The organism is Nocardia sp. 852002-20019_SCH5090214 (assembly GCF_001665865.1).
Taxonomy (GTDB): Bacteria; Actinomycetota; Actinomycetes; order Mycobacteriales; family Mycobacteriaceae; genus Nocardia; species Nocardia nova.
This window is the reverse complement of record NZ_LZMK01000117.1, coordinates 51,602-66,333: the sequence shown is the minus strand read 5'-3', so window position 1 is coordinate 66,333 and position 14,732 is coordinate 51,602. Positions and strand designations below refer to the sequence as shown.

2 protein-coding genes are annotated in these 14,732 nt (G+C 70.3%); both read left to right on the top strand.

Going from position 1 to position 14,732, the window contains the following annotated elements:
• Nucleotides 1-36: 36 nt before the first annotated feature.
• Entirely contained in the window at nt 37-13,680 is a 13,644-nt protein-coding gene (locus A5780_RS09750) for a non-ribosomal peptide synthetase (protein WP_082976372.1), read from the top strand.
• Nucleotides 13,677-14,666, top strand: a complete 990-nt coding sequence (locus A5780_RS09745) for an ATP-binding cassette domain-containing protein (protein WP_063013557.1) — start codon at nt 13,677-13,679, stop codon at nt 14,664-14,666. The genes A5780_RS09750 and A5780_RS09745 overlap by 4 nt, the downstream gene beginning before the upstream one ends.
• Nucleotides 14,667-14,732 lie beyond the last annotated feature (66 nt).

Genomic DNA, 14,732 nt, shown 5'->3' with positions numbered 1-14,732 from the left:
GGGAGTTGCGTATACAGCGGCAGAACGGAGTGATTGATGGGTTCATTGGCCACCGATCGTGTCGACCAATGTGCTTCCGGCGAATTTTCAGCACAACCCTTCGCTCTGTCACCGGCGCAAACCGCCCTGTGGTACGCGCAGCGGATTCGACCCGATGTGCCACTGACCATCGCGCAATACGTGGAAATTCACGGTGATCTCGACGTGGGCCGGCTGCTCTACTCCATCGAGCGGTTCGGCGCGGAATCCCAGGTGGGCCAGCTGCGCGTCGTGGAAATCGACGGCGTGCCGCAGCAGGTGGTGGATTCGGCGCATCGGCCAGGGTGGGCCCGGATAGACCTGCGCCAGGAACCCGATCCGCGCGCGGCGGCGCTGCGGTGGATGAACGAGCACGCCAGCAGCCCGATCGATATCGAACACGAGCCGTTGACCATCAACGTCGTCCTGCGCCTCGGTGACCAGGACTACATCTGGTACTGCCGCGCTCACCACATCGTCATCGACGGCTACGGCGCCATGAACGCGCTCACCCGTACCGCCGAGATCTACACCGCACTGGAGAAACACACCGAGCCGTCGGTCTCGCGGGCCGCTTCGCTGGCCGAGATCTACGCCGGGGAGTCGCAGTACCGGGAGTCGAGCCGCTACCGCGCCGACCGGGAGTACTGGCGGGAGCAGCTCGCAGGGGTGGGCGAGCCGCTGACCCTGTCGTCATCGGGGATCGCCTCGTCCACGCCGGATCCCGGCCGGCGCATCGCCGCGGCGGTGCTCGACGCCGAGACCGAAGCCGAACTCGATACCGCCGCAACCACTTTCGCTACGCAGAACTCCGCGCTGGTGGTCGCGGCGCTGGCCGGGTACGTGCGCGCGGTGACCGGCACCTCCGATGTGGTGCTGAGCCTGCCGATGTCGGCGCGGACCACGGTCGCGCTGCGCCGCTCCGCGGGTGTCGTGTCGAACGTGGTGCCCATCCGGGTGCGATTCGATGCCGGCACCACGGTTTCCGACGTGGTCAAGGCCACCGAACTGCAGATCACCGGCGCCCTGCGGCACCAGCGTTACCGCCACGACGACATCAGACGCGACTGCGGTTATTCACGCGATGCCCGCGGCTTCTTCGGGCCGATGGTCAACATCATGCTGTTCCACAGCGAATTGAACTTCGGCAGCTTCGTCGGCTCGTTGAACGTGCTGTCGACCGGACCGGTCGAGGATCTGTCGATCAACCTCTACAACGGCGAGGGCGGGCGCATCCACGTCGATTTCGAGGCCAACCCGCAGCTCTACGGCACGGCCGAACTGTCGCGCCACCACGAGCGGTTCCTCGGCTACCTGAACCGCTTTGTGACCGCCGATCCGGCCGATCCGGTCGCGGCGGTGCCGGTGATCACCGACGCCGAACGCGACGAGGTGCTGCGGCAGTGGAACGCGACCGCGGTACCGGAGCGGCCGGGCACGCTCGCCGACCTGTTCGGCACGCAGGCGCGGGCGACGCCGGATGCGATCGCAGTCGAATTCGACGGCGACACACTGACTTACGAACAGCTACGGCAGCGTGCGGACCGGCTGGCCCGCATGCTGATCGCCCGCGGTGCCGGACCCGACACGGTCGTGGGCCTGGCCATGCGACGCAGCCTCGACCTGGTGGTCGGCATGTACGCGATCGTGCGTGCGGGGGCGGCCTATCTGCCGATCGATCCCGATCATCCGGCCGAGCGCACCGCGCACATCCTCGAACAGGCCGCGCCGCTGTGCGTGCTGACCGCGGCCCGGGACGAGGTGGACTTCCCCGCATCGGTCGCGGTGATCGACGTTCAGGAACTCGGCACCGACGAGTCCGGCGCCGAACCGCCGATCACCGACGCCGACCGGCGCGCACCGCTGCGCCGCGACCACCTGGCCTACGTGATCTTCACCTCCGGCTCGACCGGTAAACCCAAGGGCGTCGGCATCACCCACGCCGCCATCGTGAACCGCCTGGCGTGGATGCAGCACCGGTATCCACTCGACGACAGCGACACCGTCCTGCAGAAGACTCCCGCGACCTTCGATGTGTCGGTGTGGGAGTTCTTCTGGCCGTTGCAGATCGGCGCGCGGCTGGTGATCGCCGCGCCGGACGGCCACCGCGATCCGGCCTATCTCGCGCGGATCATCGCCGAAAAGAACGTGACCACTGCCCATTTCGTGCCGTCGATGCTGTCGGTCTTCGTCACCGACACCGACGTGCGCGGCTGCGGCGGACTGCGCCGGGTGTTCTGCAGCGGTGAGGCGCTGCCGGCCGCGACCGTCCGCGATTTCCACGCCGCGGTTCCCGGTGCGCGACGGTCCGGATCGGCGGCATCGGCCGGTGGGGCGCAGCTGCACAACCTGTACGGGCCCACCGAGGCGGCCGTCGACGTCACCTACTGGGCGTGCGCGCCGGAGAACGACGTCATCCCGATCGGCGCGCCGGTGTGGAACACCCAGGTCTACGTCCTCGACGAGACCTTGCGGCCGGTCGCGCCCGGCGTGGTCGGCGAACTGTACCTGGCCGGCGTGCAGCTGGCCCGCGGCTATCTGGGCCGCCCCGGCCTGACCGCGGATCGCTTCGTGGCCAATCCGTTCACCCCCGGCACGCGCATGTATCGCACCGGCGACCTGGTGCGCTGGCGGATGGATCCGATCCCGCCCGCCGCCGGTGCCGACCGGTTGCCCGCGGCCCTGGAATATCTGGGACGCAGTGACTTTCAGGTGAAGATCCGCGGGCAGCGGATCGAGCTGGGCGAGGTCGAGGCGGCGCTGCTGGCCGACGAGCGGATCGCCCGCGCGGTCTGCGTCGCCCACACCACCCCGGCCGGTGACGAACTGGTCGGCTACGTGGTGGCCGCACCGGGACACACCGTCGACAGCACCGCGCTGATCGCCGACCTGCGCGGCGTCCTGCCCGGGTACATGGTGCCGACGGTGGTCGTCGTGCTGGACGAATTGCCGTTGAGCACCAACGGAAAGATCGACCGCAAGGCGCTGCCCGCACCGGAGGCGCCCGCGCGCCGCGGTGGCGACGGCATCGTCGAACCGCGCACGGCCACCGAACGTCAACTGGCCGCCCTCGTCACCGAGGTCCTCGGCGGTGCGAGCCTCGGCGTCGAGGACAGCTTCTTCGACCTCGGCGGCAATTCGCTGTCGGCCGCCCGGGCCGTGGCCCGGATCAACGCCGCCTTCGGTTCCGGACTGACCATCCGGGATCTGTTCGAGTCGCCGACGGTCGCCCAGCTCGCCGAACGGATCGGCGCGCACGGCGTCGACCGGTCCTCCCCGAAACTGGTGGCCGGCCCACGGCCGCAACGCATTCCGCTCTCGCTCGCTCAGCAGCGGCTGTGGATCCTCAACCGCTTCGCCGAACACGCCGGCGCCTACAACATGCCGCTGGCCGTCGAGCTGAGCGGACCGCTCGAGGTCGAGGTGCTGCGCGCCGCGTTGCTCGATGTGCTCGACCGGCACGAGAGCCTGCGCACCACCTTCCCCGATTCGCCGACCGGCCCGGTCCAGGTGATCCACCCGGCCGCCGAGATCCCGCTGAACCTCGAGCCTATCGACACCACCGGTGCCGACGCGCTGGCCCTGGCCACCGAATACGCCGGATACGGCTTCGATCTGCGCAGTCAGGCGCCGATCCGGGTGGCGCTGTATGCGACCGGGCCCGACGAACACATCTTCCTGGTGGTCCTGCACCACATCTGCGGTGACGGCTGGTCGGTGGCGCCGCTGGCCCGCGATCTGATGGGTGCGGTCGCCGCGCGGACCACGGGGCAGGCACCGCAGTGGGCGCCGCTGCCGGTGCAGTACGCCGATTTCGCCCTGTGGCAGCGCGAACTGCTGGGGGACGAGACCGACCCCACCAGCGCGCTGGCGCGGCAGTTGGCCTACTGGCGCACCGCCCTGGCCGACCTCCCCGATCAGCTGGACCTTCCGCTCGATCGCCCGCGCCCGCGTCAGCGCGACACCGCCGGTGGCCGAGTCGAATTCACGATTCCGGCCGAAACCCGCCGCGCGGTGGCCGCGGTGGCTGCCGAGCGCGGCGTCAGCACGTTCATGATCATGCATGCCGCCCTGGCGAGCCTGCTCTCACGCCTGTGCGGCACCGCCGATATCGCCATCGGCACTCCGATCGCGGGCCGCTCCGATCCGGCGCTCGACGACCTGGTCGGCATGTTCGTCAACACCCTGGTGCTGCGCACCGAGGTGGACCCCGCCACCGGATTCGATCGCATGCTCGACCGCGTCCGTGAAACCGACCTCGACGCCTTCGCCAACGCCGATGTGCCGTTCGAGCGGCTGGTCGAGGTCGTCAACCCGTCTCGCGACGCGGGCAGGCATCCGCTGTTCCAGGTGATGCTCTCCTACGAGAACAACCCCGAACTGCGGGTCGACCTGCCCGGTCTCAGCGCGCGGGTGCTGCCGATGGATGTCGGCGTCGCGAAATTCGATCTGCAACTGATCGTCCACGACAGCGATGCCGCCGACGCCGAGGACGGCCCGCTGACCGCCGAATTCGGTTATGCCGCTGACGTTTTCGACCACTCCACGGTCGAGTCGGTGGCGCGGCGTTTCGTCCGGCTGCTCGATGCCGCGGTCGGCGCGCCGGAGACCCCGGTCGGTGATCTGCCGATTCTCGACGCGCGGGAGGTCGGCAAACTGGTGCCGATCGCGGGCGCGCCCGGCGTGCCGCCGCTGAGCCTGGCGCGGCTGCTGCACGAAACCGCGGAACGGGTCCCGGAGCTGGTGGCGGTCCGATACCGGGGCCGCGACACCACCTACCGGGAGCTCGACGAGGCCTCCAACCGGCTGGCCCGGGTGCTGATCGAACACGGTGCCGGCCCCGAGGTGGTGGTCGCGATCGCGCTGCCGCGCAGCCTGGCCTCGATCACCGCGATCTGGGCGGTCGCCAAGACCGGTGCCGCCTATGTGCCGGTCGACCCCGGCTACCCCGCCGAACGCATCGAGCACATGCTCGCCGATTCCGGTGCGATGCTCGGCGTGACCGACGCCCGCAGCCACGCCGCCATGCCGAAGCGGCCGATGCACCGCGGGCGCCACCGCAAACAGGGCGCCGACTGGCTGCTGATGGATTCGGGCGTCCTCACCGACGCCCTCGCGCGGGTCTCGTCCGCGCCGATCACCAACCGGGATCGCCCACTGCCGCTGCGTATTTCGCATCCGGCGTATCTGATCTACACCTCCGGCTCGACCGGCCGGCCCAAGGCGGTCGTGGTCACCCACGGCGGTATCGCCTCGCTGGCGCACGAGCAGATGCACCTCTTCCGGGTCAGCGACACGGCGCGCACGCTGCACTTCTCCTCGCCCTCGTTCGACGCCTCGGTGCTCGAACTGCTGCTGGGCTTCGCCGCGGGCGCCACCATCGTGGTCGCGCCGGCCGGACTCTACGGTGGCGCCGAGCTCGCGCGGCTGCTGCGCGACGAGCGGATCACCCACGCGTTCATCACCCCGGCCGCGCTGGCGACCGTATCCCCGGACGGCCTCGACGATCTCGAGGCCGTCATCGTCGGCGGTGACGCATGCCCCGAGGATCTGGTCCGCACCTGGACCGCCGGGCGGCGCATGCACAACATGTACGGCCCCTCCGAGGCCACCGTCGCCGCCACCGCCAGCGATCCGATGGTCGCGGGCCGTCCCGTCCCCATCGGCAAGCCGGTGCGTGGGATGCGATTGTTCATCCTGGACAACCGGTTGCGTCCGGTTCCGCCCGGCGTCGCGGGGGAGTTGTACATCTCCGGACCCGGCCTGGCGCGCGGCTATCTGGGCCGCCACGGCCTGACCGCCGCCCGGTTCCCGGCGAATCCGCACGGTCGCCGCGGCGAGCGCATGTACCGCACCGGCGATCTGGTGACGACCGACGGCAACGGTGTGCTGCGCTTCCTGGGCCGCGCCGACGATCAGGTGAAGATCCGCGGCTTCCGCATCGAACTGCGCGAAATCGACCATGTGCTGCGTGCGCATCCGGGTGTGCGGTTCGCGATGACCGTCGTGCACACCGGTGAGCACGGTGCCGCCCGGCTGGCCTCCTATCTGGCCGCCGACACCGAGATCGATCCGGCCGAGGTGCTCGAGACCGCGCGCCGCCACCTGCCCGCCTATATGGTGCCCGCGGCGATCACGGTGCTGGACCGGGTGCCGGTGACTCCGGCGGGCAAGGTCGACCGTAAGGCGCTGCCCGCGCCGGTCTTCACCTCCGCCGGACCGTCCCGGGCGCCGGAGTCGGAACTGGAACAGCGGGTCGCGCAGGTCTTCGCCACGGTGCTCGGCCACGCCGTACCGGGCGCCGAGGACAGCTTCTTCGACGCCGGCGGCAACTCGCTGCTGGCCACGCGGCTCACCGCCGCACTGCACACCGAATTCGGCGTCGAACTGCCGGTGCGGGCCGTTTTCGAAACGCCCACCGTGGCCGGTGTCGCGGCGCACCTGGAACACGCGCCGCGCACCAACCGGGTGGCGCTGACGCGGTACGACCCGCGCCCCGGCCGGATTCCGCTGTCGCTGCCGCAGCAGCGGATGTGGTTCCTGAACCGCTACGCGCCCGAATCCAGCGCCTACAACATCGCTTTCGCGTTGCGCATCGACGGCGATCCGGATCTGCCCGCCCTGCGTGCCGCGGTGGCCGATCTGGTCGACCGGCACGAGGTGCTGCGCACGATCTTCCCCGAGGATCAGGCGGGTCCGTACCAGTTGGTCCTCGACTCCGACCGCTGTCTGCCGGTGCTGGAACCCGTCGTGACCGACGATCACGGCGCCCGGGTGGCGCTGCGCGGCCTCGCCCAGCGCGGATTCGATCTCACCCGGGAGATTCCGTTGCGAATGACGGTGCTGCGCACCGGGATTCGCACATATCAGCTGGGCATCGTGGTCCATCACATCGCCGCGGACGGCTGGTCGCTGGGACCGCTCACCACCGATCTGATGGTTGCCTACACCGCGCGCCGCGGCGGGGCGGCTCCCGCCTGGGCGCCGCTGCCGGTGCAGTACGCCGATTTCAGTCTGTGGCAACGCGAATGCCTCGGCGACGAATCCGATGCGGCCAGCGCCGCGGCGGTGCAGCTGCGGTTCTGGCGCGAAACCCTCGAGGGCCTGCCCGAGGAGCTGCCGCTGCCCTACGATCGGCCGCGCCCGGCCGAGCCGACCAACAGCGCCGGCACCGTGCGGATCCGGATGCCGGAAGAGCTGCGGGAGCGGCTCGAGGAGCTGGCCCGCGCGCAGGGCGTGAGCCTGTTCATGGTGTTGCGCTCGGCGCTGGCGGTGGTGCTGCGCGTCGTCACCGGCGGCCGCGACATCGTCATCGGCACGCCGGTGGCCGGGCGGGGCGACACCCGCCTCGACGACCTGGTCGGCATGTTCGTCAACACCCTGATGCTGCGTTCGGATGTCGACCCCGACCACACCTTCGCCGATCAGCTGCGCGCCGACCGCGACGGTGAACTCTCCGCCATGTCGCACGCGGAACTGCCGTTCGAGCGGATCGTCGAGGAACTCGGCCGCGCCAACGGCGGACGGCGGCCGCTGCTGCAGGTCGCGCTCACCGTGCAGGACACCACGCCGCCGGCCCTGGAATTGCCCGGCCTGCGGTTGCGCGCCGAGGAACTCGACATCGCGGTGGCCAAGTTCGATCTGGAACTGCGGGTGCCCGCCGATACCCGGGACCTCGAAATGGTCTACGCCGCGGAACTTTTCGACGAGGACACGGTGCGCACGCTGGCCGAGCGGCTGCTGCTGGTGCTGGAGTCGGTCAGCGCCGATGCGCGGATTCCGGTGCGCGACATCGACGCCCGCACCGACGTCGAACGCATGGAGTTCACCCCGCGCCGCGGCCCGGCCGCCACCCCGCAGTGCAGCCTGGCGAACTACTTCACCGCCACCGCGCACCTGCATCCGCACCGCACCGCGATCCGCAGCGGCGACGACGAGCTCAGCTACGCCGAGTTGGAGCGCTGTTCGAATCGGCTCGCCCGCGCCCTCATCGCTCGCGGCGTCGGCAGCGGCGACCGGGTGGCCATCGGGCTGACCCGCTCGATCGAATCGGTGGCCGCCGCCTTGGCCGTCACCAAATCGGGTGCCGCGTTCGTCCCCGTCGATCCGAATTATCCGGCCGACCGCGTCCGGCACATGCTCACCGATTCCGGATGTGCGATCGGACTGTCGGTGACCGCCCACCGGGATCGGCTGATCCGTGCCACCGCGGGCAACGGCTCGGGGCCGGCCACCGAGTGGTTGCTGCTCGACGACCCGGTGCTGTGCGCCGAACTCGACGCCCAGGACGAGCGCACGATCACCGGCGGCGAACGGCTGCGCACGGCGTGGACGACCGATCTGGCCTACCTGATCTACACCTCCGGTTCGACCGGAAAGCCCAAGGGCGTGGCCGTCACCCACGCCGGACTGTCGAATTTCGCCGACGAGATCCGCGAACGGATGCGCGTCGACCGTGACGCCCGCACCCTGCACTTCGCGAGCCCGAGTTTCGATGCGGCGATGCTGGATCTGCTGCTGACGATCGGCGCGGGCGCCACCATGGTGATCTGCCCGCCCGATATCTACGGCGGCGACGAGCTGGCCGCCCTGATGGATCGCGAACGCATCAGCCACACCTTCATGACCACCTCCGCACTGGCCACCATCGACCACCGGCGCTGGCCGCTGCCACATCTGCGCTCGATCATGGTCGGCGGCGAGGCGCTCGGCACGGATCTGATCGAGCGGTGGGCGCCGGGCCGGATGCTGTTCAACGGGTACGGGCCGACCGAGACGACCATCGTGGTCACGATCGCGGGTCCGCTCGCGATCGGTGACCAGGTGACCATCGGCTCGCTGGTGCGCGGGGTGCACGCGGTCGTGCTCGACGAGCGGCTGCGGCCCGTCCCGGTCGGCGTCCCGGGCGAGTTGTATCTCGGTGGCCAATCGGTCGCGCGCGGCTACTTCGAGCGCCCCGACCTCAGCGCGGCGCGATTCGTCGCCGACCCGTACGGACCGGACGGCGCGCGCATGTACCGCACCGGCGATGTGGTGCGGTGGCGCGCCGACGGCGAGATCGTCTACCTCGGCCGCAGCGATCACCAGGTGAAACTGCGTGGTTTCCGCATCGAACTCGGCGAGATCACCGAGGTGCTGGCCGCGCACCCGGCGCTGCGCTTCGCCCACACCGAGGTGCGCACGATCGCCGGCACACCGCGGATCGTGTCCTATGTGCTGCCCGCCGAGCCCGGCGCCGAACTCGATGTGGAGGCGTTGCGAGACCATGTGGCCGCGCATCTGCCGGCGCATATGGTGCCCAGCAGCGTCACCGTGCTGGAGCGGATTCCGCTGACCCCGGTCGGCAAACTCGACAGGGACGCGCTGCCGGAACCGCAGCAGATCACCACCACGGCGCGGGAACCGCGCACCGATACCGAACGTCTGGTCGCGCACGTGATGGCCGAGCTGATCGGCGCCGAATCCGTCGGCGCCGACGACAACTTCTTCGAGATCGGCGGAAACTCGCTGCTGGCAACGCAATTGGTGGCCCGGCTCAGCGATGCCACCGGGGTGCGGGTGCAGGTGCGTTCGGTCTTCGGCGCCCCGACCGTCGCCGAACTCGCCGCCCTGCTCGACGGCGGCGCCCGCGACGGCGGCCACGGCCCCGCTCTGACGCGGCGCGAGCGCCCCGCCCGGGTGCCGCTCTCGGCGGCGCAGCGGAGGCTGTGGTTCCTCAACCGGTTCAACGCCTCCTCGGCCGAGGATCTGTCCGGCGTCTACAACGTGCCCGTCGCTTTGCGCATGCACGGCGCGTTGGATGTGGCGGCGTTGCACGCGGCCCTGCATGCGGTGCAGCGGCGTCACGAAACGCTGCGCACGGTCTTCCCGGAGGTCGACGGCGAGCCCTACCAGCGGGTGCTCGCACCCGGCGAGGCCGCCGTGGCGCTACCGGTGGTCGACGTCGACGAGGGCGAAATCACCGGCGCCGTACGGACTTTCGCGGCGGCCGGATTCGATCTCGCCTCCACCGCACCGCTGCGCGCGCAGCTGCTGCGGATCGCCGCCGACGATCACGTACTGGTGCTGGTGGTCCATCACATCGCGATGGACGGCTGGTCGCTGGAGCCGCTGGCCGCCGATATCGCCGGTGCGTACCGGTCGTATGCGTCCGGGTCGGCGCCGGAATGGGCCGAGTTGCCCGTCCAGTACGCCGATTACACGCTGTGGCTGCAGGACACCCTGGGCGCCGAGGACGATCCGGAATCGCCGATCAGCCGCCAGCTCGACTACTGGCGCGAGGCACTGAGCGGCATTCCCGAACTGCTGCCGCTGCCCACCGACCGGCGTCGCCCGGCGACGCCGAGCTATCGCGGGGGCACGGTGGACTGCGTCCTCGATGCCGTCACCCATCGCGAACTGCAGGCCGTCGCCGCCCGCCACGGCGTCACCATGTTCATGGTCCTGCACGCCGCGCTGGCCTCGCTGCTGCACCGGATCAGCGCCGAGCACGACATCACCGTCGGCACCCCGATCGCCGGACGCGGGCAGCAGGCCCTCGACGCGATGGTCGGAATGTTCGTCGGCACGCTGGTGCTGCGCACGCCGGTCAGCGGCGCACAGACCTTCGCGGATCTGCTGCGGGCGGTCCGCGACACCGACCTCGAGGCGTTCGCGCATGCGGATGTGCCGTTCGAGCGGCTGGTCGAGGTGCTCAATCCGGCGCGCTCACAGGCGCATCACCCGATGTTCCAGGTGATGCTGTCGGTGCGCAATCAGCCGGTGCGCAGCCTGGAGCTGCCCGAGCTGACGATCGAGGCGTGCGACGCCGATCCGGGGATCGCGAAATTCGATCTGCAATTCACCCTCACCGAATCGTGGACCGAGCAGCGGGAACCGGCCGGGATCACCGTCTCGGTGAATTTCGCCCGCGACCTGTTCGACGACACCAGCGCTGCTCGCCTCGGCGCCCGCTTCGCCCGGCTGCTGCAGGCGGCGGCCGCGAACCCGGAACTGCCGGTGGGCGATCTGGAGCTGCTCGACCCCACCGAATGGTCGACGCTGGCGCCCGTGCGAGGTGCGCTCGCCGGCCGTCCAGGGACGCTGCCCGAGGTCTTCGCTGCCGCGGTCGCCGCCGATCCGCGGGCGATCGCCCTGCGCACCGAAGACGCCGAGATCAGCTACGGTGCGCTGGACCGGTGGACCAACCGCCTGGCCCGGGTGCTGATCTCCCTCGGGGTCGGACCGGAAATGCTTGTCGCCGTGGGTATTCCGCGGTCGATGGAGTCGGTGGCGACGACCCTGGCGGTGGCCAAGGCCGGTGCGGCGTTCGTGCCGGTGGACCCGAACTATCCCGAACACCGCATCGCCCACATGCTCACCGATTCCGGTGCCACCCTGGGCATTACGCTCGCCGCGCACCGCGAGCGGATGCCCGCGGGCGCCGAATGGATGGACCTGGACGGACCGGACCTGCAGGAGCACGTGCTGCGCGCCTCCGAGGCGCCGATCGCCCCGGCGGAGCGGCGGGGCCGGTTGCGGATCGAGAACCCGGCCTACGTCATCTACACCTCCGGTTCGACTGGCACCCCCAAGGGAGTGGTGGTCACCCACGGCGGTCTGTCGAACTTCGCCGCCGAAACCGCCGAGCGGTTCGACGTGCGGCCCGACAGCCGGGTGCTGCACTTCGCCACCCCGAGCTTCGACGCTGCGATGCTCGATCTGCTGTTCGCCCTGGGCGGGGCGGCGACACTGGTCATCGCCCCGACCGGGATCTACGGCGGTGCGGAGCTCGCCCGGCTGCTGGCCGAGGAGGACATCACCCACGCGTTCATCACCACCGCCGCGCTCGGCACGGTGGACCCGGCCGGACTCGACTCGTTCCGGCACGTGCTCGTCGGTGGCGAGGCGCTGCCGCCGGAGCTGGTGGCGCGGTGGGCGCCCGGCCGGAACCTGCACAACGTGTACGGCCCGACCGAGACGACCATCGTGACGCTGATGGCCCCGCCGATCGCGCCGGGTGCGCCGATCACCATCGGCGAACCGATTCGCGGTGTGCACGCGGCGGTCCTGGACCCGCGGCTGCATCCGACCCCGGCCGGCGTCGTCGGCGAGCTGTACCTGTCGGGTCCGGCGCTGGCGCGCGGGTACCACAACCGCACCGGGCTCAGCGCCGGGCGGTTCGTGGCCAACCCGTTCGGCAAGCCCGGCGAACGCATGTACCGCACCGGCGATCTGGTGCGCTGGGTGCAGCGCGGTGGCCGCTTCGAACTCGAGTACGTGGGCCGCACCGACCACCAGGTCAAGATTCGCGGCTTCCGCATCGAACTCGGCGAGATCGACGCCGCACTGCACCGCCACGCCCAGGTCGAGTGGTCCACCACGATCGGTCACCGGACCGCCGCGGGCGCCACCGCGCTGGTGTCGTATGTGAAGCCGCGCACCGGCACCGATCCGACACCGGCGCAGTTGCGCGCCCATGTGGCCGGCCTGGTGCCGAGTTATATGGTGCCGCAATCGATCATGCTGCTGGAGTCGGTGCCGCTGAACCCGGTGGGCAAGCTGGATCGCAAGGCGCTGCCCGAACCGGTCTTCGCCACCGAGCACGGCTACCGCGCGCCGTCGGGACCGATGGAAACGGCGGTCTGCGACGCGTTCGCCGAGGTGCTGGGAGTCGACAAGGTCGGCGCCGACGACGGGTTCTTCGATCTGGGCGGCAACTCGCTGCTGGCGACGAAGGTGGTGGCGCACCTGCGTTCCGCGGGGGTCGAGATGCCGGTGCAGCTGATGTTCGCCGAATCCACCCCGGCCGGCATCGCCCGGCAGCTGGCGGCTTCCGGCGAGGATGTGCTGGCGGTCGCGATGCAGCCGTTGCTGCCGATCCGCCCCGCCGCCGAGGCCACGTTGCCGCCGCTGTTCTGCGTGCATCCGGCGATCGGCCTGTCGTGGTGCTACGCGGGCCTGCTGGCGCATCTGCCCGGCGACCGCCCGGTCTACGGGTTGCAGGCGCCGCACATCACCGGCGAGCAGGAGCACGACTCGATCCGGGCGGCCGCGAAAGACTATGTCGCGCATATGCGTTCGGTGCAGCCGGAGGGCCCGTACCATCTGCTCGGCTGGTCGCTGGGTGGTTTGATCGCCCATGAGATCGCGGTGCAGCTGCAGGAGGCGGGCCAGCAGGTGGCGCTGCTGGCGATGATGGACAGCTACCAGCTCGGCGACCGCTGGCTCGACCGGGCGATGCCGGGCGTGGCCGACATCATCGGCGAATTCGGCAGCGATCTGCTCGGCGGCGACAACGGCGTGGATCCGGGCCTGACCCTGGAGGAGGCGGCCGAGTTGCTGCGCGGCCGGCCCGGCCCGTTCGCGGCGCTGACGATGGACCACCTGCAGCGGCTCTACACCGGATACGCCAACGGCACGGTGCAGGCCAACGGATTCCGGCCGCGCGTCTTCGACGGTGATCTGCTGTTCTTCACCGCCGCCGACGACGAGGTCAACCTCGCCGATCCGGAGCGCTGCGCCGCGGCCTGGGAACCGTTCGTGACGGGCGTGATCGAGGACCGCAAACTGCGCTGCCGGCATTCCGGCATGACGACACCGGAAGCGCTGGCCGTCATCGGTCCGGTGCTGCGGCAACAACTCGAGGCCGCCGCCGGCGGCGACACGGAGGAGACGCTGTGAGTTTGGCAGTGGAAGTCACCGATCTGGTCAAGACCTACGGTAAGGCGCGGGTACTCGACGGCATCGACCTGGAGATCCCGTCGGGGACCGTGATGGGTCTGCTGGGACCCAACGGCGCCGGTAAGACGACGACGGTCCGAATAGTCACCACCCTGTTGAAACCGACCTCCGGCAATGTCCGGGTCGCCGGGGTCGACGTGGTGCATCATCCGGCGCGGGTGCGCACCCGGATCGGGCTTTCGGGGCAGTACGCCGCGGTCGACGAGAATCTGTCCGGATTCGAGAACCTGCGGATGGTGGCCCGGCTGTACGGCATGGACCACAAGAAGTCCGCCGAGCGCGCGACCGAACTGCTCTCGGCGCTGGGGTTGGAACATGCGGCCGGGCGGCGCGCGGGCACCTACTCCGGCGGTATGGCCCGCCGCCTGGACCTCGCGGGGGCGCTGGTGGCCCGGCCCACGGTGGTGGTGCTCGACGAGCCGACCACCGGCCTGGACCCGCGCGGCCGCCTCGACATGTGGAAGGTGATCGGCGATCTGGTCGACGACGGCACCACCGTGCTGCTGACCACCCAGTATCTGGAGGAGGCCGATCAGCTGGCCGACCGGATCACGGTGATCGACAAGGGCCGCGTGATCGCGCGCGGCTCCGCCGACGAACTGAAGACCTCGATCGGCGGCGACCGGCTCACCGTGACTCTGGCCGAGGGGCAGGATCCGGGCCCGGCCAAATCCGTGCTGAGCGAGGTCGGCCTCGGCGAGCCGATCCACGAGCCGGGAGCCGATCACGTCTCGATCGTGGTCGGCGACGGCACCCGGACCATGGTCGAAGCCCTGCGCCGGCTCGACGACGCGGGGGTGTGTGTGGTGGATGCGGAGGTGACCCGGCCGAGCCTCGACGATGTGTTCCTGTCGCTGACCGGCACGCCCGCAGAGCCGATCGAGGAATCCGAAACCGAAGACGTAGCAGAGGAGATCATGTCGTGAGTACCGTCGAAGCGGCGGTCGCCGAATCGGAGACGGCGGCAGAACCCACGCAGACCGACGCGGCGG

Bases quoted from the DNA above. Each gene is read 5' to 3' on its own strand.
- A5780_RS09750 (WP_082976372.1), top strand. From the start codon at position 37: ATGGGTTCATTGGCCACCGATCGTGTCGACCAATGTGCTTCCGGCGAA.